19 protein-coding genes are annotated in these 26,986 nt (G+C 68.8%); 10 read left to right on the top strand and 9 right to left on the bottom strand.

All coding sequences use genetic code 11. From position 1 onward, the window contains the following. Positions 1-98 precede the first annotated feature (98 nt). Both IC605_RS05520 and IC605_RS05525 read left to right on the top strand, forming a co-directional pair. Positions 99-2,192 carry a fasciclin domain-containing protein gene (locus IC605_RS05520; protein ID WP_216320053.1) on the top strand — a complete coding sequence of 698 codons (2,094 nt, stop codon included), beginning with the start codon at positions 99-101 and terminating at the stop codon, positions 2,190-2,192. A gap of 107 nt (positions 2,193-2,299) precedes the next feature. Further along, on the top strand, positions 2,300-3,115 hold the full coding sequence (locus IC605_RS05525; RefSeq protein WP_216320056.1) for a fasciclin domain-containing protein: 816 nt from the start codon (positions 2,300-2,302) through the stop codon (positions 3,113-3,115). Between the two features lie 61 nt (positions 3,116-3,176). Here the strand turns inward: IC605_RS05525 and IC605_RS05530 are convergent, their stop codons facing one another. Beyond that, positions 3,177-4,019, bottom strand: coding sequence for a metallophosphoesterase family protein (locus IC605_RS05530; protein ID WP_216320059.1), 843 nt, complete (start codon positions 4,017-4,019; stop codon positions 3,177-3,179). A gap of 91 nt (positions 4,020-4,110) precedes the next feature. On the opposite strand from IC605_RS05530, the gene cysK reads away from it, so the two are divergent. Next, entirely contained in the window at positions 4,111-5,085 is a 975-nt protein-coding gene (gene cysK / locus IC605_RS05535) for a cysteine synthase A (RefSeq protein WP_216320062.1), read from the top strand. A gap of 290 nt (positions 5,086-5,375) precedes the next feature. On the opposite strand, the gene IC605_RS05540 is transcribed toward cysK, so the two are convergent. Further along, positions 5,376-6,257, bottom strand: a complete 882-nt coding sequence (locus IC605_RS05540) for a DUF937 domain-containing protein (protein WP_216320065.1) — start codon at positions 6,255-6,257, stop codon at positions 5,376-5,378. Between the two features lie 617 nt (positions 6,258-6,874). On the opposite strand from IC605_RS05540, the gene IC605_RS05545 reads away from it, so the two are divergent. Then, on the top strand, positions 6,875-7,519 hold the full coding sequence (locus tag IC605_RS05545) for a DNA-3-methyladenine glycosylase (protein ID WP_216320068.1): 645 nt from the start codon (positions 6,875-6,877) through the stop codon (positions 7,517-7,519). A 568-nt stretch (positions 7,520-8,087) separates the two neighbouring features. Here IC605_RS05545 and IC605_RS05550 read toward each other — a convergent pair. Beyond that, positions 8,088-9,161, bottom strand: a complete 1,074-nt coding sequence (locus IC605_RS05550; RefSeq protein ID WP_216320071.1) for a methyltransferase domain-containing protein — start codon at positions 9,159-9,161, stop codon at positions 8,088-8,090. 52 nt (positions 9,162-9,213) lie between these two features. Between IC605_RS05550 and IC605_RS05555 the strand changes: the two genes are divergently transcribed. From IC605_RS05555 to IC605_RS05565, 3 genes are all read left to right on the top strand, one after another. Continuing rightward, on the top strand, positions 9,214-10,626 hold the full coding sequence (locus tag IC605_RS05555; protein ID WP_216320074.1) for a TrkH family potassium uptake protein: 1,413 nt from the start codon (positions 9,214-9,216) through the stop codon (positions 10,624-10,626). A gap of 2 nt (positions 10,627-10,628) precedes the next feature. Continuing rightward, a complete protein-coding gene (locus IC605_RS05560; RefSeq protein WP_216320077.1) occupies positions 10,629-12,020 on the top strand; it encodes a TrkH family potassium uptake protein in 1,392 nt (463 codons plus the stop codon). 99 nt (positions 12,021-12,119) lie between these two features. Next, positions 12,120-12,779, top strand: a complete 660-nt coding sequence (locus IC605_RS05565; protein ID WP_216320080.1) for a potassium channel family protein — start codon at positions 12,120-12,122, stop codon at positions 12,777-12,779. Between the two features lie 426 nt (positions 12,780-13,205). On the opposite strand, the gene IC605_RS05570 is transcribed toward IC605_RS05565, so the two are convergent. The 3 genes from IC605_RS05570 to trpC form a co-directional block, all read right to left on the bottom strand. Then, positions 13,206-13,658: a hypothetical protein gene (locus tag IC605_RS05570; RefSeq protein WP_216320083.1), complete on the bottom strand. Its 453-nt coding sequence runs from the start codon at positions 13,656-13,658 to the stop codon at positions 13,206-13,208. Between the two features lie 21 nt (positions 13,659-13,679). Then, on the bottom strand, positions 13,680-14,408 hold the full coding sequence (locus IC605_RS05575) for an MBL fold metallo-hydrolase (RefSeq protein WP_343216514.1): 729 nt from the start codon (positions 14,406-14,408) through the stop codon (positions 13,680-13,682). A 95-nt stretch (positions 14,409-14,503) separates the two neighbouring features. Continuing rightward, positions 14,504-15,292: an indole-3-glycerol phosphate synthase TrpC gene (trpC, locus tag IC605_RS05580; protein ID WP_216320088.1), complete on the bottom strand. Its 789-nt coding sequence runs from the start codon at positions 15,290-15,292 to the stop codon at positions 14,504-14,506. Between the two features lie 61 nt (positions 15,293-15,353). Here trpC and hpt point away from each other — a divergent pair, with 61 nt between their 5' ends. Beyond that, a complete protein-coding gene (gene hpt / locus IC605_RS05585; protein ID WP_216320090.1) occupies positions 15,354-15,881 on the top strand; it encodes a hypoxanthine phosphoribosyltransferase in 528 nt (175 codons plus the stop codon). A gap of 91 nt (positions 15,882-15,972) precedes the next feature. On the opposite strand, the gene IC605_RS24445 is transcribed toward hpt, so the two are convergent. Continuing rightward, positions 15,973-16,305: a GreA/GreB family elongation factor gene (locus tag IC605_RS24445; RefSeq protein WP_343216515.1), complete on the bottom strand. Its 333-nt coding sequence runs from the start codon at positions 16,303-16,305 to the stop codon at positions 15,973-15,975. A gap of 280 nt (positions 16,306-16,585) precedes the next feature. Here IC605_RS24445 and IC605_RS05595 point away from each other — a divergent pair, with 280 nt between their 5' ends. Further along, entirely contained in the window at positions 16,586-17,989 is a 1,404-nt protein-coding gene (locus IC605_RS05595) for a DEAD/DEAH box helicase family protein (protein WP_216320092.1), read from the top strand. Further along, a complete protein-coding gene (locus IC605_RS05600) occupies positions 17,976-19,220 on the top strand; it encodes a DUF790 family protein (RefSeq protein WP_216320094.1) in 1,245 nt (414 codons plus the stop codon). Before IC605_RS05595 ends, IC605_RS05600 begins: the two co-directional genes overlap by 14 nt. Before the next feature lie 530 nt (positions 19,221-19,750). Here the strand turns inward: IC605_RS05600 and IC605_RS05605 are convergent. Together IC605_RS05605 and IC605_RS05610 are read right to left on the bottom strand one after the other, a co-directional pair. Beyond that, positions 19,751-20,539 (bottom strand): DUF3800 domain-containing protein, encoded by a 789-nt coding sequence (locus tag IC605_RS05605; RefSeq protein WP_216320095.1) that lies wholly within the window; start codon positions 20,537-20,539, stop codon positions 19,751-19,753. A gap of 3 nt (positions 20,540-20,542) precedes the next feature. After that, the gene (locus IC605_RS05610; protein ID WP_246580386.1) at positions 20,543-26,938 is read right to left on the bottom strand and encodes an LAGLIDADG family homing endonuclease; all 6,396 of its coding nucleotides are present in this window, start codon (positions 26,936-26,938) and stop codon (positions 20,543-20,545) included. Positions 26,939-26,986 lie beyond the last annotated feature (48 nt).

Consider the following 26,986-nt stretch of genomic DNA (forward strand, 5'->3'; position numbering starts at 1 on the left):
GTTCGTTTAGGTGTTCTGTCTGAACCGCTACCGAAGTTGCTTTTCACGGGAGTGTGGTGAACATTGGGAAGCGGACATTTCAATCCAGAGGTGAGTTCATGAAGAAGCAAACCAGCCTGATCACGCTCAGCCTGCTGCTCGCCACGCCTGCCCTGGCGGGGGGCGGCGGCGCCCCTGCCGCGCGGCCCGCGACGGGCGCGGCGTGCCAGCCCATCGCGCAGCTCATCACGAACGACCCCCAGTTCAGCACGCTGCTGACGGCGGTGCAGGCGGCGGGCCTCGCCGAGACGCTCTCCAGCGGGCAGTACACGGTCTTCGCGCCGACGAACGCGGCCTTCGCCAAGCTGCCCAGCGACACGCTCGCGGCGGTGCTCAACGACCCCGAGCAGCTCCGCGCCGTGCTGCTCTACCACGTGGTGCCCGGCAAGGTCACCGCCCAGCAGGTCCGGAGTGTGCGCAGCGTCCGCACCGCGCAGGGCGGCACCCTGACGGTCAGCGTGTCGGGCAATACGGTGCGGATCAACAACGCGAACGTGACCCGCGCGGACATCAATGCCTGCAACGGCGTCGTTCACGTGATCGACGCGGTGCTCGTGCCCCCGGCCGCCGCCGCGCCTGCGGCCACGACTCCGGCCCCGGAGCCCGCTGCCACCCCGGCCGCGACCACCCCGGCCCCAGCCGAGTCGGCTCCCGCCGCCACGGCGACCGAGACCACGACTCCGGCCGCGACGGCCCCCGCCGCCGTGACCGGGTTCGACGTGAGGAGCATTCCCTCGCGGCCCCTGGGTGGCGCGACCGCGAGCACGACCGGCGCGGCCACGACGACCACCGATGCGGCGGCGACCACGACCACCACGGCGACCGAGACCACGACGACGACCGATACGGCGGCGAGCGGGACCACGGCGACGGGCACCGCCACGACCACGACGGACGCCACGACCACCGACGCGGCGGCGACCACGACCGGCACCGCGACCACGGACACGACCGCGAGCGCCGACACCTCGCAGGCGGCCCAGGCGAACACGCTTTACGACGTGATCGTGGCCGACGACCGCTTCAGCACGCTGCGCGACCTGCTGAGCGACGCGGGGCTGACCGAAACCCTCACGACGGGCGAGTACACCGTGTTCGCCCCGACGAACGAGGCCTTCGCCGCCGTGCCCGCCGACACGCTGGCCGCACTCGCCAGCAACCCTGAGGCGCTGCGTCAGGTGCTGTCCTACCACGTCGTCGCGGGGCGCCAGACCGCCCAGCAGCTCGCGGGCGCAACCCAACTCACGTCCGCCGAGGGCAGCGCCCTGCCCCTGAGCCTGAACGGCACCACCCAGCAGGTGGGTACCGCCACCGTCAGCGAGACGATCACCACCGCCAGCAACGGCACGATCTTTGTGATCAATCAGGTGCTGTTGCCGCCTAACTTCACGCTCCCGGCCGCCACCGACACCGCCGCCACGACCACCACCGACGCGGCAGCGGGCACGGCCACGACGGGCACGACCGGGACGACGGGTACGGCAGGCACAACCACGACCGGGACCACCGGAACCGCGACCACGGGGACCACGGCGACCGGAACGACGGGCACCGTCGCCACCGGGACGACCACGGGCACCAGCACGACCACCGGCGCCACGACGACGGGCACGGCGACCGGCACCGCGGCCACGGGCACGACCACGCCTCCGGTGGCGACGCCTTCGAGCGCTCCCGGCACCGGGCCGAACTCCAGCGTGGCGACCTCCTCGCGCAACACCACCTCTCTCGCCACCCTGATCGCCAGCGACGACCGCTTCTCGACGCTCGCGCGGCTGGTACAGGCGGCGGGACTGACCGAAACGCTTTCCGGCGGGGACTTCACCATCTTCGCGCCGACCAACGACGCCTTCCTCAAGCTGGCGCCGAGTGACCTGAACGCCCTGGCCGCCGACCCTGCCCGGCTGCGTCAGGTGCTGCTGTACCACGTGGTGCCCACCCGCGTGACCGGCACCGCGCTGGCGAGCGCCACGCAGCTTACGAGCGCCCAGTCGGGCGTGCTGACGGTCTCGCGCGAGGGCACCGGCGGGGAGCTGCGCACCCGGGTCGGCAACGCGACCACCACGGGGCTGGTCCAGCCCGGTGACGTTCTCACCACCGGCAACGGTGTCCTCTACGTGATCGACACCGTGCTCCTCCCGCCCGCCCCCTGATCGTCCCCTCCAGAACGCGGACCTTCGCTGACGATGGGCGAGCCCCTGACCCAGCGATCCCGATGAGCACGCTCGCCCCCGAGAGGGGGAACCCCCGGAGGAAGCACATGCAGGCACACGACGGAGTGACCCGGAAAGACAGCGGACAGCGGCCCATTCTCCTCCTGACGGCGGGGCTGTTGACGGCCCTCGGCCTCATGGCCTGTGCCCCGGCGGCCTCGACCGGCATGATGGGGACCGGCACAAGCACCACGGCGGCGACGGGAACGGCCAGCGGGACCACGACGACGGAAACCGCCACCACGGCGACGACGGGTACGACGACCGGCACCGCGGCCACGGGGACGACCGGCACCGCCACCACCGGAACGACAGGGGCGGCGACCGGTACCACCGCAACGGGCACCACGGCGACCGCCACGACTCCGCCCCCGGCGGCGACCCCCTCCAGCTCTCCCGGCACGGGCCCGAACTCCAGTGTGGCGACGAGTGCTCGCAACGACGCCACCCTCGCCACCCTGATCGGCAGTGACGACCGCTTCACGACCCTCAACCGGCTGATCCAGCAGGCTGGTCTGGCGGAGACCCTGGCGGGCGGCCAGTACACCGTGTTCGCCCCCACCAACGACGCTTTCCTCAAGCTCGCCCCCAGCGACCTGAGCGCGATCACCTCCGATCCGGTCCGGTTGCGGCAGGTCCTGCTCTACCACGTGACCCCGAGCCGGGTGACGGGCACAGCGCTCGCCAGCATCTCCCGGATCGCGAGCGCCCAGTCGGGCCTGCTGGAGGTTACCCGCTCGGCGACGCGGACGACCATCGGCAACACGGCGACCTCGGCGATCATCGAGCCCGGCGCCTCCATCGACACCGGCAACGGCGTCTTGTACGTGATCGACACCGTGCTGCTGCCCCCCACCCGCTGAGCCTTCCCGCTCCTTGCGAAAGCCGTCCGCCCCGCGCGGGCGGTTTTTGTTGAGCCGGGGGTCAGTGCAGGGGATGCTGCCGCAGGAAGGCTGCCCAGGTGCGCTCGTCGCGGGGGTACTCGTGCGCCTCCGTCCACATCCAGTAGGGGGTGTAGAGGCTGCGGGCGGTGCGCAGCTCGTCCCGGAAGATCTCGGCGCTCAGGCCCCCCGCCGCGTGCAGCCCGCTCGTCTCAAAGCGGCGCAGCACCGGCTCCACGTCGTAGGGGACGGCGCGGAATTCGGGCTGCCAGCCCCGCGGCGTGGCCGTCAGCAGGAGATACTGGGCGCGGCGGTCCCCGTTGGCCGGGGCTCCCACCGCGCCGGTATTCAGCACCAGCACGCCCCCCCGCTCGGCCTGCGCGGGCCTGTGGATGTGCGAGCCGACGAGGACGCCCGCCCCGCCCGCCAGCTCCCGCACCCGCTCCGCGCCGGTCCGCTCGCTCAGGCTCTCGCGGTAGTGGGCGGGCGTGCCGTGGGCGACAAGGACCTCCGGGAGGCCGGATTCCCGCAGCGTGACGGTCAGCGGCCACTCCCCCGGCACGTCCAGCAGCCCCGCCCGGTCGAGTTGCCCGGCGCTCCACTCGGTCGCGCCCCAGAAGGGATCGGCAAACCACTCGGGCGGCAGCGTCTCCGAGCGGGTGTGCCACAGCCGCAATAGGTCGTCGTGGTTGCCCAGGGTAAAGGTCACGTCGTCCCGGCCCAGCAACAGCCCCAGCGCCTCGGCGGAGTCCGGCCCCCGGTTCACCACGTCGCCGTTGACCACGATGCGGTCCACCCCCTGACGGTCGATGTCGGCCAGGACGGCGCGCAGGGCGTCCGCGTTTCCGTGGATGTCGGCGATCAGGGCGACGCGCACGGGGGGCATTGTAGGGGAGCGGTCAGCTTTCAGCCAGAAAAGCCTCAGAGGGTAAGCTGACGGCTGAAAGCTGAGGGCTGAGGGCTCTATCCTTTCCCCCATGATTGACGCCCTCGTGGGAAACACGCCCCTGGTGCAGCTCCGGCGGGTGGTCGAGCCGGGGATGGCCGACGTGTTCGTGAAGCTCGAAGGCCTGAACCCGGGCGGCAGCATCAAGGACCGCACGGCGCTGGGCCTGATCGAGGACGCCGAGCGGCGCGGGGTCCTGGGGCCCGGCGGCACCATCGTCGAGCCGACGAGCGGGAATACGGGCATCGGGCTCGCGCAGGTGGCGGCGGCGCGGGGGTACAAACTCATCCTCTGTATGCCCGCCCAGATGAGCGAGGAGCGCAAGCGGACCCTGCAAGCCTACGGGGCCGAACTCGTCCTCACCGACCCCGAGCGCCGCATGATCGCCGCCATCGAGGAGGCGGAGCGCATCTCGCAGGAGACGGGCGCCGTCATGGTCGGCCAGTTCACCAACCCCGCCAACCCCGCCGCCCACGAGCGCACCACCGGCCCCGAGCTGTGGGCGCAGATGGAGGGCCGCGTCGACGCCTTCGTCTTCGGCTCGGGCACGGGCGGCACGATCAGCGGGGTGGGCCGCTTTCTCAAACGGCAGGACCCGGGGGTGAGGGTGGTCGCCGTCGAGCCCGCCCGCTCCAACGTCCTGAGCGGCGGCGAGCGCGGCGAGCACGGTTTTCAGGGCATGGGCCCCGGCTTCATCCCCGAGAACCTCGACCGCTCGGTGATCGACGAGATCATCCCGGTCTGGGAGGAAGACGCCTACCCCCTGGCCCGGCGCCTCGCCCGCGAGGAAGGCGTCTTCGTGGGCATGAGCAGCGGCGCGATGGCCTGGGCCGCGCTGGAGGTGGCCCGCCGTCTGGGGCCGGGCAAGCGGGTCGCCACCATCGCCTGCGATACGGGCGCGCGTTACCTGACGACCAGCCTCTTCAGTGGCGGCCCCGGCACCCCCAAGGGCTACAAGCCCTACTCCCGCGAGCGAGTGGAGGAGGCGGAGAGGGTCGTGGGCTGAGGCGGGAGGCGGAGGGGGTGGGGAAAGTCACTCGATCTCGACTCAGAGACCTGCTCGCGGAAGGGGTGAGCGGGCGCGGCGTCCCAGAGCCAGAGGGAATATCCAGACAGTCTTCCCCCCGCCGCGCTGGTGGGGCGTTTCATTTCACCTCCTCCCGGCCTCCCCCCTCAAGGGGGAGGAGTCAAAACAACACGCCCGCTTGAGTCACCCAGCGAAGAAGGCCGCCCGGAACATCTGGACGGCCCTCTCCTTCTCTTTCGGCTGACGGCTGAGAGCTGACCGCTCCTCCCCTACCGCCGCCCACCCCCGAACATCCCGATCAGGTCGTCGAGCGCGTTTCCGTCGCCGTCGCGGTCGAGGACGTTGTTGAGGGTGCCGATCATGCCGCCCATGTTGCCCGCGCCGCCGCCCATCTGGCCGGTGCCGACGTGGCCGGGCTGGCCCAGCGGATTCTGGTCGTACCCGGTCTGACCCGAAGGATCCCGGGTGTAGTCGGAGATCATGGGCCCACCGAGCACCTCGCCCTGAGTCTGCCTCGGGTCCTGAGCGTATCCGGACTGGCCGTACGGGTCCTGGGAGTAGCCGGGAATCACGGAGCCACCGCCCAGCACGCCGCCCTGCGTCGGCGTCTGCCCCTGACCACCCCCGAGCATCCCCCCGAGGCCGCCGCCCATGCCGCCCCCCAGCATTCCGCCGAGGATGCTGCCGATGTCGAAGCCGCCCGCGCCGCCCATCTGGCCGCCACCCATCTGGCCGAAGCCGCCGCCCTGACCCTGCCGCTGGCGGCTGAGGTAACCGAGCACCAGGGGCGCGGCCATCGCCAGCACCTGCATCGCGAGTTGCGGGTCAATTCCGGCGCGGCGGCTCACGGCGTTCGCGGCGGCCTGCTGCTGGTTGCCGAAAACGTGCCCGAGGATGTTCTGGCCCTGGTACGGATCGGGCGCCTGTCCCTGGCCGAACAGGTCGAGGGCGCTGCCGTCATGCTGGTCGAGGGCCCCCGACAGGGCCTGCGCCCCGCCCGGCTGCTGCGCGTTGCGGGTCATCGCGCCGAGGAGCAGGGGCACGGCGGCCTCCAGGGCGGCCTGCGTCTGGTTGGGGCTGGTGCCGAGGCGGTTGCCGACCGTCTGCTGCGCCTGACCCATGCCGCCGAGCATGTTGAAAATGTCCATCATGGTGGGTTCCTCCTTGAGGGTGGGTGTAGGACGTGGTAACCGTCAGATAGCCTAGCCTCCACCTCTCGCCCGGGGGACTGAGGAGGATTGAGGGTTTCCTGACCTCCGCCGTGTGGGGTCAGGCGATGGTGCGGCACGTTGATGGAGGGAGTTTGTCAGGAACAGAGCCCGTAAGCTGAAGCTTGGTACGGAGGAAGTCGGTCTGAGGTTCGATTCGAAGGCACAACGCACACGACGGGCGAGGCTCCGGCGCCGGGTTCTGCCGAGCCTGTGGCTGGGGACGACGACGTGGTTTTGCACGCTGGCGCTGCTGTCAGACCCCGCACTCGATGTCACGACTGGCCTCAGAGGGCTGGCCCTGGGCGTCCTTGCCTCTGGCTGGTGGCGGGTCTGGGGGGCGAGCCGAACGAGCGCCTCAGGTTGGGTGGAAGTTCTGCTGACAACCCAGGTGGCGCTGACGCTCGCTTGGGGATGGCCGAGGTCTGCCATTTCCCCGGTCACGTCGCGGCCAGCGACACGCGAGGATCTGCTCGCATGGGGCATGATCCTTCTCACCCTGCTCCTCTTCGTGGGAGCCGTGATCTACCTCCGCCTGCCGCGCCGAGAGGAATGAGCCTTTGACTTCCCCCCTCCCCCCCGCCTTCTTCGACCGCGACCCCACGCGCGTCGCCCGCGAACTGCTCGGTTCAACCCTCGTGCGCGTCCTGCCCGGCGGCGAGCGGCTCGCGGGCCGGGTGGTGGAGGCCGAGGCGTACGACTGCCCCCGCGATCCCGCCTGCGCCGCCGGACGCTTCCACCTCGTCCGCACCGTGGCGATGGCGATTGCGCCCGGTCACTGGCTCTTCTGGTCGGCGCACGGCCACCCCCTGCTGCAAGTCGCCTGCCGCGAGGAAGGGGTGTCGGCAAGCGTCCTGATCCGCGCCCTGGAACCCGTGGAGGGCCTGGGCACCATGCTCACCCACCGTCCCGTGACCCGCGAGCGCGACCTGACGAACGGCCCCGCCAAGCTCGTCTACGCCCTCGGCCTCGACCCGGCGGCGGTGGCGGGCCTGCCCGTGAACGGCCCCACCCTGCACCTCCTCCCCGGCGAACCCCTGCCCGACGAACGGGTGGAGGTCACGGCCAGGGTCGGCATCCTGGCGGGGAAGAACCTGCCGTGGCGCTTCCTGATCCGGGGCAATCCCTGGGTCTCACCCGGGGTGCCGAGCATGGACCTCAGCGCGGGGCTGATGGGTGAGGGCCTGCCCGGCGCCTCCCACTGAAATGATCGTGTTTGGGGCCTATTCGTAGGCTGGAAGGGTGCAGACCTCCTCACCTCGGCCACCCAGTCGTCACACCGTTGGGGTGGAACCGGGGACGGCTCCACCCTCGCAGGGGCCGAAGACGCCGCGTGGTGCATTTGGGCGGCTTCCTTTCTCGTACCTGACCTGCGCCCCCTTTACTCTGGGCCTGCTGTTTATGGTGTCGTACAAGATGGCCCACGAGGCCCAATTCGCGCTGGCGCCTAAGGTCTTCATCACCGGAACGGTGACGGCGGTGGACCTTCCGGAGCCCGGACGACGACACCCAAGTTACATGGTGAGCGTGCGTCTTAAAGACAACCGTATGGTTCAGCTAGGGAACAGGTACGCAAGCGGTCACGAGCCTCGATTGGGGCTGACCCTGGCCCTGAGCTGCACCCAGCAGGCAGGGTGCCGCGACGCTTCCAGGCAGAGGCCCTATCCCGGGTGGCTGTTCTGGATCAGCTTCCTGCTTGTGCTCGGCGCATTCAATGGCCTTGTTCTCTGGTCGCTGTGGCGAGCGTGGAGGGCCGAGCACTCCGGGTAAGATTCACGTCTTCCCCAGCAGGTACGCCTTGGGGTGATGCCCGCCGCTGTACACCTGGAAGAGCTCGCGGGCGTGCCACCCCGTCTGCTCACGCAACAGCCGCTCGAACAGCCTGATCTCGTGGGTGAGGACCACCAGGCGCCCGTGGCGGCTGCACAGGCGGTGCATCTCGGTCAGGAAGGCGGGGTACAGGGCCGCGTTGGCGCGGTGGTCGCCGATGGCGTCTCCCCAGGGGAGGTCGGAGACGATCAGGTCGAAGGAGCGCGCGGGGAGGCCAGTCTGGAGGGCGTCCACCTGGGCGACCTCGACCTCGCGCCCGGCGGCCTGGAGGTTGGCGCGGGCGCACTCGACGGCGCGGGGGTCGGTGTCCACCCCCACCATCGACGTGTAGGGGCCGAGCAGGGCCCGCTCGACGAGGAGGGTGCCGCTGCCGCTCATGGGGTTGAAGATGCGGTCCTCCTCGCGCTGCCCGGCGAGCTTGTGGAGGGCGAAGGCGACCGTCGCGTTCAGGCCGCCCCCCAGGTTGCACACCCGCCACGCGCGGGCGGAGAGGGGCCGGGGCGTGATACGCGCGAGAACCTCCCAGCCGGGGCCGTCCTCCTGCGGGCGCAGCCGGATCAGGAGTTCGCCCTCCCCCGGGTCGAAGGGGAGGTCCAGGGCCGATTGCAACTCGTCCGCGATGCGCGCCATCACGCTCGACTCGCGCCCCGCCGCCGCCAGCCGGAAGGAGCGGTGACCGCCGAGGCGCACCACCTCGCCCAGGTAGGCCGTCAGCTCCCCAAACTGCTGGTGCCCCAGCAGGCCGCGCGGGCGGGGCACGTCCCAGGCCTGCACCCGGGAGACGGCGACCGAGCCGCGCAGCCGGGTCAGTCGCTCGGGGTCGCCGGGGTACCAGAAGCGCGGGCCGCGGATATCGCGCGCCAGGGGGACGGCCGCCAGTTCCGCCGCCGCGACCTCCTCCAGGCCGGGCAGGGCCTCGGTGACGTACTCGTGGGCGGGCTGGCGGGCGCGGTGGTCTCCCTGGGGGCGCCTCGGGCGGTGGGGGCGGGAACTTCCGGAGCGGGGGGGACGCGGCATAGCAGGGCAGTATAGAGGGCGGGGGGCCGGTGATAGAATCGCCCGTTTCCCTATGTCACTTCCCCCTCCCCCCCGAACGTCCGTTGACTCGGCGGCGCGCGTCCGCAAAGGCCCCCTCTCGCGGATCGGCTCGCGGGTCAGTCCGCCGCAACTGATCGCGCTCTCGTTCGCGGTGGGCATCCTGGTGGGGGCGGCCCTGCTCACCCTGCCGCTCACGCACGGGCCGGGCCGCGGCGTGACCTTCCTGCAAGCCCTCTTCACCGCCACGAGCGCCCTGTGCGTGACGGGCCTGAACGTCGTGGACCCGGCGCGCGACTTCAACCGCCTCGGGCAGGTGGTCATCCTGATCCTGATTCAGGTCGGCGGGCTGGGGATCATCACCTTCGGGACCGTCTTCGCGCTCCTCACCCGGCGGCGGGTGAACTACAGCGAGCGTATCCGGCTGGCCCAGCAGGTCAGCGCCTTCAGCGCGGGCGACGTGGTGCCGCTGATCCGCAACATCTTCCTCTACACCTTCGTGATCGAGGGGGTCGGCGCCCTGCTCCTCGCCCTGCGCTTCGTGCCGCTGGAGGGCTGGGGGCGGGGGCTGTTCTACGCGGTCTTCCACTCGGTGAGTGCCTTCAACAACGCGGGCTTCGCGCTCTACAGCGACAACTACCTGCGCTTCGTGGGGGACCCCCTGGTGAGTCTGGTCACCGCCTTCCTCATCATCCTGGGCGGGCTGGGCTTTCTGGTGCAGCTCAACGTGGTCGCGCACCTGCTGAGTCCCCGGCGCCACCGCCTGCTCGTCCACAGCAAGCTCACCCTGACGATGACGGGGGTGCTGCTGCTCGTCGGCACGCTGACCTACCTGGGGCTGGAGTGGAACAACCCGCGCACCCTCGCGCCGCTGGGGCTGGGAGACAAGCTGCTCGCCTCCTTTTTCCAGAGCGTCGTGACCCGCACGGCGGGGTTCAACACGCTCGACTACGGGGCGATGGGGCTCGCCACCCTCTTTATTTCCATCATCCTGATGTTCATCGGGGCGAATCCCGGCTCGACGGGCGGCGGCATCAAGACGAGCACCTTCTACGTGATGATGGCCTCGGCCTGGAGCATGGTGCGGGGCCGGGGCGAGGTCGTGCTGTTTGGCCGCCGCATCGACCGCGAGACGGTGATCCGGGCGATGACGGTCGGGCTGCTGAGCATCGGGCTCGTGAACACCATGTTCATCCTGCTGCTGGTGTTCAACACCAACCCGAACATCCTCTTCGTGCAGCTCTTCTTCGAGGCGGTGAGCGCCTTCGCCACCGTGGGCCTGAGCATGAACGCCACGCCGCTCCTCAACCCCGCGCAGGAGGTCATTCTGATCCTGCTGATGTACCTCGGGCGCATCGGGCCGCTGACCTTCGCGGTGGCCTTCAACAGCCGGGAGGCGGCCGACCTCGTGCGCTACCCGGCGGAAAAGGACATCCTGATCGGGTAACCATGCTGATCCCCCTGCCCCGTGCCCCGCGCCCGTCCGGCCCGCCCCGGCGCTCGCTGATGTCGCGCTTCACGCCGCCGCAGCTCATCGCCGTGGTGTACCTGATCGGCATCGCGCTGGGAACGGCGCTGCTCCACCTTCCCGGCGTGACCGCCCCCGGCGCGGCGCTGAACACCGTCGACCGCCTCTTTACCGCCACGAGCGCCATCTGCATCACCGGGCTCGTCGTGGCGGACACCGGGGAGACGTTCACGCGGGCGGGGCAGGTCGTCATCCTGGTGCTCTCGCAGATCGGCGGGCTGGGCATCCTGACCTTCGGGACGCTGTTCGCCTTCCTGACCGGGCGGCGGGTGAACTTCACCGAGCGCCAGCACCTCGTCCAGCAGATCAACGCGCTCGACGTGGGCGGTGTGGTGCAGCTCATCCGCATCATCTTCCTGTACACCTTCGTCGCGGAGGGGGCAGGCGCCGTGCTCCTCGCCCTGCGCTTCGTGCCGCAGTTCGGGTGGGGCGAGGGGCTGTATCAGGCGGTCTTCCACGCGGTGAGTGCCTACAACAACGCGGGCTTCGTGGTCGTGCCGGGCGGGATGGGCCAGTACGTGGGCGACCCCCTCGTCAGCCTGACGATCAGCGGATTGATCATCCTGGGCGGGCTGGGCTTTCTGGTGCAGCTCAACGCCGTGACCCACCTGCTGAACCCCCGGCGCAACCGGCTGCTGGTGTATTCCAAGCTCACCCTGCTGACGACCGGGGTGCTGCTCCTCGTGGGGATGGTCCTTCTGCTCGTGCTGGAGTGGGCGAACACGCGCACCCTCGGGCCGCTGGACGCGCCCACCAAGCTCCTCGCCGCCTTCTTCCAGAGCGTGACGCCGCGCTCGGGGGGCTTTGCCACGGTGGACATCGCGGCGATGACGAGCGCGAGCCTCTTTCTCCTGATCGCCCTGATGTTCGTCGGCGCCAACAGCGGCTCGACGGGCGGCGGGATCAAGACGAGCACCCTCGCCATCCTCGTCGGCAGCGCATGGAATATGGTGCGCGGGCGCGGCGACCTGATCGTCTTCGGGCGGCGGGTCGAGCCGGAAAACCTCGTGCGGGCGGGCACCGTCACCACCCTCTATACCCTGCTGGTGGCGACGGCCTGTTTTGCGCTGCTCGCCACCAACCCGCAGATCGGCTTCACCCACCTGCTGTTCGAGACGGTGAGTGCGGCGGCCACCGTCGGCCTGACCATGAACACCACCCACCTCATCAACGACCCCGGCCTGGTGATCCTCAGCGTGCTGATGTACCTCGGGCGCATCGGCCCCCTCACCTTCGCCACCTCCTTCAGCCTGCGCGGCGGGCAGGGGCGGGGCGTCCAGTACCCGCCGGAACGGGACATCCTGGTGGGGTGAGGGGGGAGCTTTCAGCGGTCAGCAATCAGCAAAAGGAGCTGACGGCTGACCGCTGAGAGCTGAAGGCTGCTAGCCTGTCCCCGGAGAGATGACGCCCGAATGAAGACCAAACAATGCCTGGTGATCGGCCTGGGCCGCTTCGGCTCTGCCGTCGCCACCACCCTCTACGAGATGGGCCACGAGGTCGTCGCCATCGACCACAACGAGGACAACGTGGAGCGGGTGATGAACCGGGTCACCCACGCCGCCATCGTGGACGCCACCGACGAGCGGGCGCTGCGTTCAATCGGCGCCGCCGACTTCGACGTGGTGGTCGTCGCCATCGGCACCGACGTGCAGGCGAACATCCTCGCCACCATGAACGCCAAGAGCCTCGGCGCCCCCTACGTCGTCACCAAGGCCGTGGACGAGATGGCGCGGCGGGTGCTGGAGCGGATCGGGGCCGACCTCGTGATCCGGCCCGAGCACGACATGGGGGTGAGGCTCGCGCGGCAGATCGCCACGCCGAACATCGTGGACACGCTCGACCTGGGGGGGGACTACGCCATCGTCGAGATCGAGGCGAACGAGCGGCTGCGGGGGTCGCTGCGGGATCTGAACCTGACGGGGCGGTTTGGGGTGCAGGTCATTGCCATCAGCCGGGCGGGGAAGGTGGAGGTGACGCCACGGGCGGAGGATGCGCTTCGGCCGCACGACAAGCTGGTGGTGATCGGGACGGGGCACAGTTTGGATGAGTTGCGGCGGTATCTGGGGGAGTGAGGGGGGCAGGGCGACTTGCTCCGTTTACCCCCACCCCCCAGCCCCCTCCCCCCAGGGGGGGCAGGGGGAGCGGCGCTGCGCTGGGCAAGGGTAAACGGGCGGCGTGGGTGGACGGGTTCTTGCAAGCGGAAGGTCTGATCTTGTCGCGTCCCATCGGCTCGCCCACCGTCTCGCTGCGCGAGCCGACGTGGCCGTGGGCCAGGGGCGTTGAGTCATGAGCCCTCATAGGGCGTCCAGATTGACGGTTTGAAAGAGCAACAGCTTCAGCTTCTTTTCTCCCTCTCCCCTTGCGGGAGAGGGCCGGGGTGAGGGGGCGTGTGACCCGCGCTACCACCCCTTTCCAGCCAACAACAGGTCTTTTTGCCTCTCGCCCTTGCGGGGGAGGCTGGGAGGGGCGCTTGCGGTCACCCCCCTCCCAGCCCAACCTCACCCACCAGTCTCCCCCGGCAACGCACGCAATCCCGGACAGCTCAGCCCCCCACGCACGCCCAGCGCCTCCACGACGGCCTGGGGCGGGAGGGGTCCCGTTACGCGCGTGTCCGGCAGGAGGGGCACCGGACCCCCGGGGGTGAGGAGTTCGCTGCGCGTGTGCAGCCGCACGGCCCGCTCGACGCAGGCGGCCTCCCCGGCGCTCAGGGTGAGGGAACGGGAGGTGTCGCCGTTCGTGACCGTGATTGTCACGGGCCGAGGATCGAACCCGGCGAGGACCCGGGCGGCGCGCGCCTGACCCACGAGGGCTCCCGCGCAGGCGACGAGGAGGGGCAGGAGGGCCGCCAGTCCCCACACCGCGCCTGCCCGCGCCACGCCGGGCCGCAGGAGGAGCGCGAGCAGCACCCCGGCGAAGGTGAGCGTGAGGAGCAGGTACAGGGACGCGAGCATCAGGGCAGTGTAGGCCAGAGACTAGAGCCCGACCTCCAGCCCGTCCCGCGCGAAGGCCCATCCCTCCGGGAGAGACACGGCGCGCACGTCCACGTCGTGGGATAGGTGGGTCAGGAGGACGCGGCGGGCGGCCCTCGCCCACGGCAGCGCCGCTGCCTCGCGCACGTCGTACACGCTGCGCGTGGCGTGGATGGCGGCGGACTCGTCCGCGAAGGACGTGCCGAGAATCAGGAGGTCGAGGCCCGAAAGCCACGTCCGCACCGTCTCCTCCGGGATGTCGATGGCGTCGGTCACGTAGGCGGCGCGGAAGCCGGAGCCGTCCAGCCGGAAGGCATGGCTGTGCCCGTTCGCCCCGTGGGGGACGCGGAAGGCGCGGACATGAACTCCCGCAACGCGCAGCCCGTCTTCGGGCAGGACTCGCACCGGGAACTCCCGGCGGAAGGCGTACCGGAAGCGGTCCTCGATCTGCGGGAGGACCTCGGCGGGCGCGTAGATCGGGAGGGGAGCCAGCGCCGTCTGCCCAGCCGGAGCGCCATTCATAGGCAGGTCCCCCCCCGCGTAGACGGCATAGTCGAGCAGGTCACCGAGTCCCAGCAGATGGTCGTTGTGCGCGTGCGAGACGACCACAGCGTCCGGCACGAGCGGCCCCGGCAGCCGGGCGAGTTGCCCGTGGAGGTCTGGGCCGCAGTCGAGGAGCAGCGTTTGACCCTCCCCCCGGACGAGGGCGGCGCTGCGGGTCCGGCGGTTCACGCCTCCCGTCCGGGCCTCCTGACAGACGGGGCAGCCACACCAGAAGCGCGGCACCCCCTTGCTGTCCGCTGTCCCCAGGAAGCGGAGCGAAGGACTCAACGCTCCAGCAGGCGCCGCGCCGCCCCCTCCAGATCGCCGCTGCCCGCGAGGCTGGTCCCCACGAGCACGGCGTCGGCGAGGTCGCGCACTCCAGTTAGGTCCTCCGGAGTACGGTAACCGCTCTCCGCGACGAGGACACCCGTGAAGCCCGCCTCCCGCGCACGGCGAATCAGGCGCGGGCTCACATCAAGGTCGATGTGCAAGGTGGTCAGGTCGCGGTTGTTCACCCCGATGACCTCCGGCCCCGCCGTGAGCGCCACCTCCAGCTCGGCCTCGTCGTGGACCTCCACGAGCGCGTCGAGGCCGAGGTGGTGGGCCGTCCGCAGGTACTCGCCCACCGCCTCGCCGAGCACGCTGACCATCAGCAGGGCGGCGGACGCGCCCCAGTCAGCGGCCTCGCGCAGCATGGCGGGGTGGACGACGAAATCCTTGCGGAGGACCGGAATGTCCACCCCCGCCACGACCGCGTGCAGCGCCTCCGGGTTGCCGTCGAAGTGGCGGGGCTCGGTTAGGACGCTGATGGCCGAGGCACCCCCCGCCTGGTACGCGCGGGCGGCCTGCGCCGGGTCGAGGGGGGCGATGGCGCCTTCCGAGGGGCTGGCCCGCTTGACCTCGGCGATCAGGGCGAGGTCCGGACCCGAGAGGGCGGCGTGGAACCTCCGCTGGCGGGGACGGGGAGGGCCCAGCGTCCCGTCTGCCCCCTTATAGTCCCGCGCCCGCTCGCGCACGATGCGGCCCAGGACGCCCGGCACCCGCTCGACATTCACCGCAAACCCGCCCGTCATGGGCCGGAGTATACGGGCGGGCAGGGAAGAAGCGGGGGGCGCGTGTTAGCCTGGGCGCGATATGAGCCTCGCCCCCGGCAATGGCCCCGTGCAGATCACGCAGGAGCAGCTTCAGGCCCGCATTCAGGAACTCGGGCGGAAGATTCGCGCCGACTACCAGGGCAAGGACCCCCACCTGATCTGCGTCCTCAACGGCGCCTTCCTCTTCCACGCCGACCTCGTGCGCGCCATCGGCCTTCCCTGCACCATCGACTTTCTCCAGGCCAGTTCGTACGGTGACGCCAAGCAGACGAGCGGCGAGGTCAAGCTCGTCAAGGACCTGCAATTTCCGATCAGCAACCGGCACGTCCTTCTCGTCGAGGACATCGTGGACACCGGCATCACGATGAACTACCTCCTGCACTACCTCCAGGGGCGCGGCCCCGCCAGCCTCAAGGTCGCCGCCCTGCTGAGCAAGCCCAGCCGCCGCAAGGTCGAGGTCCCCGTCGAGTACCTGGGCTTCACCATCCCCGACGCCTTCGTCTACGGCTACGGCCTCGACCGCGCCCAGTTCGACCGCAACCTGCCGTTCATCACCAGCCAGGATTAGGAGGACAAGGCTCGCGCTTGCGATACAACAGGCGTTGAAGCTCAGGAGGTGACGTTCACCACCCGGTACGTCACCTCCCGCCGTCCCAGATTCACGGTGAATGTCTCCCCACCCGGCGACCGGGCAGTTCCCGTCCCACCGGGCTTTCGGTGCTGATGCGCGGCATCTCCCCGACGATGGCCGACGCCTCGGGCGGGCTCACGAGGTGCAGCCTCAGTTCGCGTCCCGTGTCCAGGTCGAGCAGCGTCACCACCGCGCCCAGGGCAGCTCGGTCGTCCTGAACCTCGGCCCGCTCGATGGGCACCGCCCGCGCCAGACCGTCCTCGATCTCGGCGATGCGAGCCAGGGTCGCCATCACCTCGCGCTGGGCGGCCTCCAGCCCCTGATTCTCCTGCTCGTTCGCCCCCATCCGCTCCTGCACCACGCGCCGGGCCTCGTCGTGCGCTGGATGCGCTGAAAGCCTTCGGGGGTGAGGCGGAGAGGGGCGGGCATGGGGCTTCAGTTGAGGGAGCGCGGGGCCCAGGACAGTTTCCATCGAAGCGCATGACTTTCAGGAAAACTCCTTACGGCCCCGCCCACCCAGTCTGCCCCGGACCCGGTTTGCCGGTTGGGGCCACCTCGCCGCGTTTTCGTGGAGGAGCACCACGCGCAAACGTCACCTCAGGCGGGATGGGGGAGGCATCCCCCCCGTAGCATGAGGACCCATGACCTGCGTCCTGCGACTGGACCGGGGCACCCTCGTGATGCGCGAGGTGCCGCCCTGCGCCGCGCCCCTCTTCACCTGGGACGCCCGCAGCCAGTCGTGGCGGGCCCCGGGAAGGGTCTACCGCGACGTGATGGAGACGCTGATGAAGGCGGGAGTCCCGGTGCGGGACGAGGCGGCGACCTTCCAGCGGCTCAACCTCGGGTACGCGCGGGAAGTGCAGCCCTACCCCCACCAGCAGGAGGCGCTGCGGGCGTGGAAGGCAGCAGGCCGCCGGGGTGTGGTCGTCCTGCCCACGGGCGCGGGAAAGACGCTCGTCGCCCAGCTCGCCCTGCGTGACACTCCCCGCAGCACCCTCGTCTGCGTGCCCACCCTGGACCTGATGCACCAGTGGTACTCGGGCCTGCTCGCCGCCTTTCCCGACGCCGAGATCGGGCTCTTGGGCGGGGGCAGTCGGGATGAGACCTCCATCCTGATCTCCACCTACGACTCGGCGGCCATCCACGCCGAACTCTTGGCAGGCAAGTACGCCCTGCATGTCTACGACGAGGCGCACCACCTCCCCAGCGACTTCCACCGGGCGGTGGCTGAACTGGGGCTGGCCCCCTACCGCCTGGGGCTGACCGCCACACCGAAACGGGGCGACGGGCGGGAACTGCACCTGGAGGAACTCGTCGGCCCCGTGGTCTACCACCGCACCCCGGAGGAACTGGCGGGCGAGACGCTGGCGGACTACCGCGAGGTCGTCATCCGCGTGCGGCTCAGCCCCGCCGAGCAGCGGCACTACGACGACCTGATCCGGGCCAGGAACGACTTTCTGCGGCGGAACAACATCCGGCTCGGCAGCCTCGACGGATGGAAGCAGTTCGTGATGCAGAGCGGGTCTCCGCAAGGCCGCGCCGCCATGCTCGCCCACCGGGAGGCGCGGGGCCTGGCCTACGGGACCGAGGGCAAACTGCGCGTGCTGGAGGAACTGCTGGCGAACCACCCGCACGAGCGGACGCTGATCTTCACCGACGACAACGCGACCGTCTACCGCATCAGCCGCGACTTCCTCGTGCCCGCCATCACCCACCAGACGCCCGTGAAGGAGCGCCACGCCCTACTCGAACGCTTCCGAGACGGGCGCTACCGGGTCATCGTCACCAGCCGGGTGCTGAACGAGGGGGTGGACGTGCCGGAGGCCAGCGTGGCGGTCGTCCTCTCGGGCACGGCGACCGAGCGCGAGCACATCCAGCGTCTGGGCCGCATCCTGCGCCGCGCCGAGGGCAAGCAGGCCGTGCTGTACGAGGTCATCACCGAGGGCACGAGCGAGGAGCGGGTGAGCCAGCAGCGCCGCGGGCGGTGGCAGCCCGGGATCAATTCCGTCACGCCCGTCTGGGAGGACCTGAATGCTTCCGACTGAACTCCTGATGTTCCGGGTCAAGGCGGGGCTGGTGGAACCCCGGCGCCTCAAGCCCCACACCAACAACCTGGCGCTGGCCGCATCGGTCATCGACCTCTTCGAGACGAACCTCGGGAAGCGCCGGGCGGACGTGGAGGAGGACCTGAAGGCGCTGGAGGCGGGCCGGGCGGACTTCAAGGTCATCCGCGGGATGGCGCACCTGCTCTCCACGAGCGCCGCCACCTTCGAGGCCGGGGGCGACGTGGAGCCGGGGACGGTGCGGGCGAAGGTCTTTGAACTCGCCCAGATTCACCCGCCCATCCGCCACCGCCGAGCCGACGTGCTCGAACAGGCCGCCGCCGCGCTCTCGGGGGAACGCAGGCTGACCCCGGAGGACCTGGCCGACCTGCTGTACGCGGACCTGCCGGACCAGCAACGGCTCGTAGCCTTCGACCCGCCCGAACCAAAAGACCTCCTCGAACGCTTCAACCTCGCCCAGGCCCAGGGGATGCTCTACCGGGCCTACAGTCTCATCATCACCGCCCGGCGCAACGAGCCCGCCCGCTACAAGCAACTGCTGAAGTACACCAAGTTCTTCGGCCTGATGGTCACCGTCGAGGGGGACGCGGACTACGGCTTCACCCTGACGATGGACGGGCCCACGTCCCTCTTCGGCGGCACGACACGCTACGGCCTGGCGATGGCGAAGTTCCTGCCCGCCCTGCTGTACGTCACCAAATGGGACCTGACGGCGACCCTCAAGCCCCGCAAGGACCTCGCCTGGGTAGACCCCGGGGACGACGAGTGGTTGTTCGAGCTGACGAGCGAGGACGGCTACGTGAGCCACTACAAGCCGCCCGAGGAGCACGACAGCGCCCTGGAGTCGGGCTTCAGCGACCGCTTCGGCAAGCTGGGGTCGGCCTGGACCCTGGAGCGGGAGGTGGACCTCGTGCCGGTGCCCGGCGGCGTGATCGTGCCGGACTTCCGCCTCGTCCACCCGTCGGGCCGCAGCGTCCTCGTGGAGATCGTGGGCTACTGGCGCCCCGAGTACCTGCGCAAGAAGTTCGACCTGCTGCGCAAGTCGGGCCGCCGCGACGTGATCGTCTGCGTCTCCGAGCGCCTGAACCTCGACCGCGCGGGCGTGGACCCCAGCGACTTCGACGAGAGATTGGTGTGGTTCAAGGGCGTGCTGCCGCCGAAGGACGTGCTGGCGGTGGCGGAGCGGATGGTAGGGGGCGAAGCAGCGGCGTGAGCGTGAGGGCGTGGTTCGCGCATAATCGAGGACGAGTGGACGACGACAAGAACAATTTGCCCAGCAGCCAACAGCCCGAGAACCCCTTTGAGGAGTGGCTTGGGATCGCACTCCTGCTAGAAGGGCAGACCGTCAACGAGATGATTCGGGAAATGCGAGACGAGGAGCCCGGCCCAGACCCCGCACGCGAGGGCAGCCCCGGCGCACGCATCGTCTACTTGCACCCAGGCGAACCCATTCCACGAAATTAGCCGACCCTCTACACCCAGTACGCCGCTCCCCGCCGTCCCAAGTTCACCGTGAACGTCTCCCCCACTCGGTGTCCCGGCGGTTCCCATCCTGCCTGGCTCTCGGTGCTGATGCGGGGCAGTTCCCCGGCGGTGGCCGATGCCTCTAACAAGACCTAAGAGGTGTAAGTCTTACACACTTGACATTCCTCTGCCATAACAGTTACGCTACGTGCAATCCAAAGTTTTGGAGGGAGAAGGTCAGGAGCCTTCGAAGGGGCATCTTATAGATGCCCCCTTTACTTATTTTATTAGCTTTCGACCTATTCCCTTAATGGCGCCACTCTTATCTCTGCGATACTTACTTGCGTTCAATATATCAACAATGGGGGTTCCGTAAGAATGATAATAAGTTTGCTTGGTGCCCTCCCTTATTATGGATATAGCGCTAGGGTGAGCAATTAGGTCTGCTAGCTGTAATCCGGCTATATTTGCGGACTTATTCTTGATTTTCACCTCCTTCGATGTTAAAACGCTTTCTATCTTACTCCTAGTACAGTAGTAAGTACCTTTGTTACACATTCTCGTGAACTCCAAAGCAAGGGTCTTATCTTGCTTTGAACTTCGAGCCTCTACCATTACATCGCCGCTAGAACCAGGAGTGGCTTCTAGAAATTTTACGAATCTTTCAAGTAGCATCTCCATAGCAAAGTGATAGGGCTCCCAGGCATCCTTACCGTATCTTCGCTCTAACGCTACTTTGTCTACAACTGCCGTTATTACTTGATAATCAGCTTGAGAAATTAACTCGAAAAGTTCGTAGAAGAACGCCCTTCTTACGTCCGCATCACGGAGAGCTTGAAAGGGTCTATTATTCTGCAACAAATCCTTTCTATGAAATATCACCGGTTCGTCGGGATGGTCACCGAAATAATTTCGTTTCAAACCTTCCATTTGGGGGTGTAGTCCTTCCCGACTGTAATCGAGAGACATTATCACCCCCGTTAAACTGAAGTATCGGGCATTCTCGTCGCTAGGCAGCTTGCACGCTTGAGTGTTGCCAACCTCATCAACATACAATCGGTATTTCACGTCTCACCCGCACTTGCTATATCCGCACGCCTGGCACTTCAGGCACCCTTCTTCGCGGATCACGGCCCGTTCCTCGCACACCGGGCAGCGTTCGCGGGCCATGCCGTCCACGCTGACACCGCTGGGGGCAGCGGGGGCCGGGGCGGGCACGTCCACGCTGGCCCCGGCGAGAGGCGGCAGGGCGGCGGCGTCCATGTCCTTCTGGAAGGTCTCCAGGGCGACGGCGATCAGGTCGGCCTTGGAACCCACCAGACGACCGTTGTAGCTGCCGTAGAGGCCGCCGTTGATGCCGCGCAGGGTCTTGATCAGGGCCTGGGCGGGAACGCCGTGCTGGAGGGCGATGCTGACCACGCGGCCCAGCGCCTCGGAGTCGGCGTTCGCCTCGTCGCCCGCGCGCCCGCTGATCACCATGACCTCAATGGGCTTGCCGCCCAGGTGGTTGACGGTGACCAGGAAGGACCGCCGATGCCCGCTCGTCGGGTCGGTGAGCTTCACCATGTCGGTGATGCCCTGGAGGCGGGCCGGGCGCTCGTACAGGGGCCCGGGGGCGGCGGTGGCGCGTGCCGGAGCAGGCTGAGCGGAGGGGACTGGGGTGGGCACGGGGGCGCTCTGCACTTCGGGTTGGGTCACGACTTCCTCCGTCTTCTCCCCCATCACCTCGGCCACCGCCTCGGCGGGCGTCTCCTCGGCCTTCTTCTCCTTCTTCTTGCTGGTGGAGAGGACCTGGAACTGGCGCGAGCCGTCGCGGTAGACGGTGATGCCCTTGCACCCCGTCTTGTACGCCTCGCTGTAGGCCGCCTGCACGTCGTCCACGGTGGCGGAGTTGGGCAGGTTGATCGTTTTGGACAAGCTGTTCGCGGCGTGCTGCCCCCCATCGTCGAAGGCCCGCTGCACGGTGCCCTGCATCCGCACGTGGTCCTCAGGCTTGATGTCGTGGGCACACACGAACACCTGTTGCAGCGCCTCGGGGATGAAGGTCAGGCCCACCACCGAGCCGTGGTTCTCGCTGATCGCCTCCGTCACCTTGTCCCAGTCCCAGCCGCCGTCCTTCTCCAGACCTGCGGGGGCGGGGTACTGGTTCAGCAGCTCCACGAAGAGGGGGGCCAGCAGCGCCCGGTACTCGGAGCCGATCTTGCGCCAGATGAAGGGGCTGAAGACGGGCTCGATGCCGGAGGAGACGCCCATCAGCATGGAAGTCGTGCCGGTTGGCGCCACGGTCAGCACGGCGACGTTGCGGCGCGGCCCGTGCGGAATCTTCTTCGCGTTGCGCTGGTAGACGGGGTACACGCCCCGCTCCTGGCCCAGCCGCTCGCTCTCGGCCACCGCCTCCTCCCGCAGGGCGCTCATGATCTCGTAGATCGCCTGCCGCCCGGCCTCCGAGTCGTAGCGCAGCCCCATCTTGATCAGGGCGTCGGCGAGACCCATCACGCCCAGGCCGAGGCGGCGCAGGTCCTGGGAGGCGACCCGGTTGTCCTCCAGCGCGAAGACGTTCACGTCGAGCACGTCGTCGAGGAAGCGTACGCAGGTGCGAACGTCGGCGCGGAAGGTGGCGTAGTCGAAGGTGCTGCCCTTCACATAGGCGGCGAGGTTGATGGCGCCGAGGTCGCAGGGTTCGCCGATGGTGAGTGGGATCTCTCCGCAGTTATGGGCCAGGATGCTGTTGGCATCGAAGGCGTGCACGTGCTCCACGGTCACGTCGTAGACCGCCTCTTCGCCATCGGGCTCGATGCTCACGATCTCGTCGTTGAAGCGTTCGCGGTTCAGGCGGCGGGCGTATCCCCCAAGGCGCTCCGCCAGCAACGCCGCCTTGTGGGGGTCACGGAAGCCCACCTGCTCGGCGAACACCTCGAGGTTGCTGCCACTGATCAGCAGCTCGTGTTGCGCCTTGACGCGATATTCCCGGTGGGCACCGAGGCCGTCGGGCAGCAGGCGGGTGCCCTCCCCGCGGCGTTCGGTTGCAAGAGTGCTGAGAACGCCCAGACGCGCCAGCATCCGTTGGGCACGCTGCAACAGGGTGAGGTCGGACTGGGCCAGGCGTACGGACACGCCCTTGGCCTGGCTGCCCTGCACACCGCCATCCGCATCGAACAGCCCTTGGAGGAAGCCCCGGTAGAACTCGAACCCTGCCTGTTCCACCCCGTCGGTGATGGTCTTCTGGCCGTGCCGCACACCGTACTTCTCGGCCAGTTCCGCCAGGGCTTCACTGCTGAGGCGAATCCGGTCCCGAGCTTCGTCATCGCTGCGCCAGAGCTTCTTCGTGGCCCCGAGTGCCCGGAGATGCACTTCGGCACGGTCGGCCAGCCCGTGTCGTCCCTCACCCCAGAACCCCAGAGCCGCCATAGGCCGGGCCTTGTCCGTGATGAAGGTGCCGTCTCCGACCAGACTGCCGAGCAACCAACCCTCGGTGTGGTTGCCCCGTCCCGCCCAGCCTGGCACGCCCCGGTGGTCGCTCAACACGATGTGGTCGCCGGGTGTCAGGCTTCCAGTCTCGGTCCACTCGGTGATCTGTGCATCCCGCGTCTGGCGCAGCACTTTCAGCAACCTGTGGTTATCCGTCAGCCGCAGCTCGTAGCCCCGCTTGGTGCGCAGCTTGAGGACGGGCTTCACGCCGGTCAGCCAGAAGCCTCCCCGAGCGTTGAAACTTTGGCCGTTCACGACGGCGCAAAAATCTTTGCCAATCAGGTCACGCACCTGTCGGGCACCCATCGCCGTGCCGACCCACGTGTCCGCCGTCACACAAGGATTCGTCGACCGAATCTCGTACCGCTTCCCCAGATTCTTCAACGCGGAATACTCGTTCACCCGGTCCACGAAGATCAACCCCGGTTCTCCCGTCGCCCACGCGTGCTGCGCGATCTGGTCCCACAGCCACTTGGCGGGAACGCCGGGCCGCTTGTCGGCGGGGTTGTAACGGCCCTGGGGGGCGGTCTTGTAGAGCGGCACACCGCGTGCCCCGTCCTCGGCCCGCTCGGGGAGGCCAGGCAGCCGCCCGTCGTACAGGCCCGCCTGCGCCTCCAGGTAGTACTTGCCGGGTACCTCCTGCACGTCCACATGCCACAGGCCGTCGCGCTCCAGGGTCTGCCAGAACTTCTCGGTGACGAGGATGGAGATGTTGAAGGTGGAGATGTCGCCCTCGGCAGCCTCGCGGTCGAGGTCCTTGGCGGTCAGGAAGTCCAGCACGTCGGGGTGCTCGATGGAGATGGTCGCCATCCCAGCCCCACGTCGGGTGTTGTGGCTGACCATGCCATTGGCAAGGTACGTGTGGTTCTCCTCCACCGAAATATCGAGGGTGAGGATGCGCTCACCAGGCATCACGCCCTGCACGCGGACGTAATACTCGTCGTGGTCGAAGGCGGGCAGAGCATTGGCGATCTGCGGGTTCAGGGCGAGGGCCGCATAGCCGCTGGCGGTCAGGCCGCGCTCGCCCCGGATGTACCGCGAGAGAGTCTTGCGCGTCTCCGTGTAGGCCGAGGGGCTGCCCTTGCGCCCAGCGGGGAGGCCGCTGTGCACGCCCGCCAGCAGCCCGGAGGCGTGGGGCAAGGGCCAAGCAGACTCGCGGGCCGGGTCAGGTTGGAAGGACCCCAGCGCCTCGAACCGCGAGCCGGGCAGCCAGCCCACGCGCTCGACGTAACGCTCCAGGCCCTTGCCGCTGACGACGTTCAGGCGGTAGTGCTCGCGCTTCGAGTAGCGGTTGGGCAGGGCCTCGTACCGGGTGAGTTTGGCCGGGATGCCCAGGCCGCCCAGCAGCACCACGACGTCCTCCGCCAACTGGCGCGAGGCGGCGGAGAGTTGTGGGTAGCCGTGCAGCAGCGTGCCGTCGGCCTCGAACAGGCCGCGCAGGAACGCGCCGAGGACGGGGCGGGGCGCCTGGCGAACGGGGCGCGGCACCTCCAGCGTGAGGGCCTTGCCCTTCAACAGGTCGTTGCGTTCCAGCCACGCCACCAGCGCCGCCGAGCGGGTGACGAAGACGACGCTGCGGTCGTTCTCCTTTTGCTCCTGCCGCAGTTCTAGCCCGAAGAGGTCGCGGAAGAGGCGCGGGGTCTCCTCCATCATCGGGGAGCCGTGCGCGACGGCGAAGCCCACGCGGTTCCCGCTCACGAAGCCATCGCCCCACAGGTAGCCGAGCCAGAAGGCCAGGTCCTCAGTCAGCGTCTCGGGCGTGCGGATGCGCTTGGCGTTGAAGGGCAACTCAGCCAGCGGTTCGAGCAGGGCGGGCGTGCCGGTGTGTCCGTCGAGCACCTGAATCGCCCAGTCGCCCGGCTGGAGTTCATCAAAGCGCACCCATTCGCGCGTGCCGTTCTCGCGCAGCACCTTGAGCTTGTGATTGGGCGTGCCTTGGAGGGTCAGGCCGCTTTCCAGCGTGACGCGCAGGGTGTCGGCCAAGCCGTTGTTGAAGCCTTCCGGGCTGTGCCGCCAGCCCTCGTCGGTGGCAACCTCCAGCGCGTGCCCCTGGTGCCCGAAGCTCCGCGCGTCCACGAGTTCGCGCAGGCGCAGGGTGCCCCGGTTGGTGTGGACAAGGGTGTCGGGGTGCAGGCAGCCGCCCTGCCTGACAACTCGGAGGACGGGCGCGTACACGAACCGCAGCGTGTTGATCGGCCCGCTCGTCTCCCCGCCCCGGTTGGCCCACTCCAGGAAGTTGTCGAAAATCTCCATCAGGAAGGAGACCGGGCCGCTGCTCGTGCCCCCCGAGCCCTTGATGGGGGCCCCCTCGGGCCGCATCTCGGAAAGGTCGATGCGCGGCTCGACGCCCACCTTGGCGCTCTCGGCGACCGCCCGGGCCGAGTCGATGATGCCGCCCATGTCGTCTGCGACGGCCTGCACGCCCCCCGGCAGCGCGCGGACGATCTGCACGCCGTTCATCCGGGCGCTGGCGACGAGTTCAGGGGGAATCGCGTGGCCGTACACCACCCGGGTCCAGTTGCGCACCGCGACGGGTTGCTTCTCGCCGTCGGGCTGGGTGGGGGGCCGCATCAACCCCTCGATGAAGTCGCTCACGTCGGGGTGAGCCGCGCTCATGTACGCCCAGCCGCGCACGCCCGCGTCGGGGCGGCTGCTCACGGCGCGGGGCGTGTACACATCGAGGTTCACGCCGTTGCCGCCGCCCACCTTGGTCACGAGGGCGAGCTTCTTGGCGACCTCCATCACGCCGTCGAAGCTCTCGGGGCCGTGCTCCGTCGCACCCTGCACAAAGCAGTTCCCCGTCAGCAGGCCGCCCTGGATCACGAAGGTATGGGTCTGGGGTTCCTCGCAGCAGAAGACCTCCTCGCTGCGGCCCGTCGGCTCGACGCTCATCACGCGGAGGCTGGCGTTATGGGGTCCCGTCTGCCCCTCGAAGGAACGCTCGAAACGTTCGCGCTGGTCCTCGCGCAGGAAGTCCCCAGGCAGCAGAGTCTGCTTGATGAGGCGCAGGGCGTACCCGGGTTTGCCTCCATAGCCCGCGTCAGCCTGACGGAACAGCTTGATACTCGCCGCCTTGACCCCGAAACGCACGAGTTGCCGCGCGAGGCGGGCGAGGTCATGGGCGTCCGACTGGTAGATCGCCACCGAACCCCGGTCGTCCACCCCGCCGTCCGTAGCGAGCAGGCCGCAGAAGAAGCCGTACCAGTAGGCGTCGCTGCTCAGCTCGTCGGGGAGGGACTTCAGGTCACCGCGCATTCCCTGGGCAACCGTGACCTCCCGGCCCGCGTACACCGCGTCGTGGACACGGCACTCGCCGAAGTGCCGGGCGAGTGGGCGCTTGGCCCCGAACAGTTGGACGTGGTACGTGTGCCCGTTCGTGTTCTGCGAGCCGTCGCCGTAGGTCACCCCGTGGCGCACCCCAGCCTCGAAGTCCTCGTCCCGCGTCGGGCGCCGTCCAGAGGGGAGAACGGGCACGAACTTGCCGACCAAATCCAGGGTCGTTACCTTGCGGTACTGGCCCGACTTGCCCCGCTTGCCCACCGGCCACTCGTGCCCGGCAGTCGCCTCCACCGTCTCGCCGTTCTCGAAGAGCACCCGGTAGAGCTCCTGCGTGCCGAAGGAACGGAAGCGGGCCGTCCGGTACACCCCACCCTGCGACAACACCTCGACCTCACCCGACAGGTCAGCGATGCGCGCCTGGCCCTCCCGGGTCTCGACGAGCGTGTCCCCTTGCAGACAATTCAAGACGTTCCCGTGCTGCGTCCCCGCCCCCGCCAGCACGCGCCCGCCGGGGCAGAACTTCTTCTCCGCCATCAGGTCGTAGTACTTCTGCGCCCAGGCGAGCCGCGCCTCCGGAGCCTCGGCGCCCGCCACCCAGTCGGCGATGCGGCGGAACATGCCGCCCAGGTCCCCGTCCCCCGCCTGGAGGTACTGCCGCTTGGCGATGTGGTGGGCGTTCTCGTCGAAGTTGCTGAGGTTGCGGTCGGGCGCGGTGGTCATGGGCAGGGCTCCTTGGGGCAAAAAGGCAGCAGAAGACCTCACCTCCCC

Source organism: Deinococcus aestuarii (assembly GCF_018863415.1).
Taxonomy (GTDB): domain Bacteria; phylum Deinococcota; class Deinococci; order Deinococcales; family Deinococcaceae; genus Deinococcus; species Deinococcus aestuarii.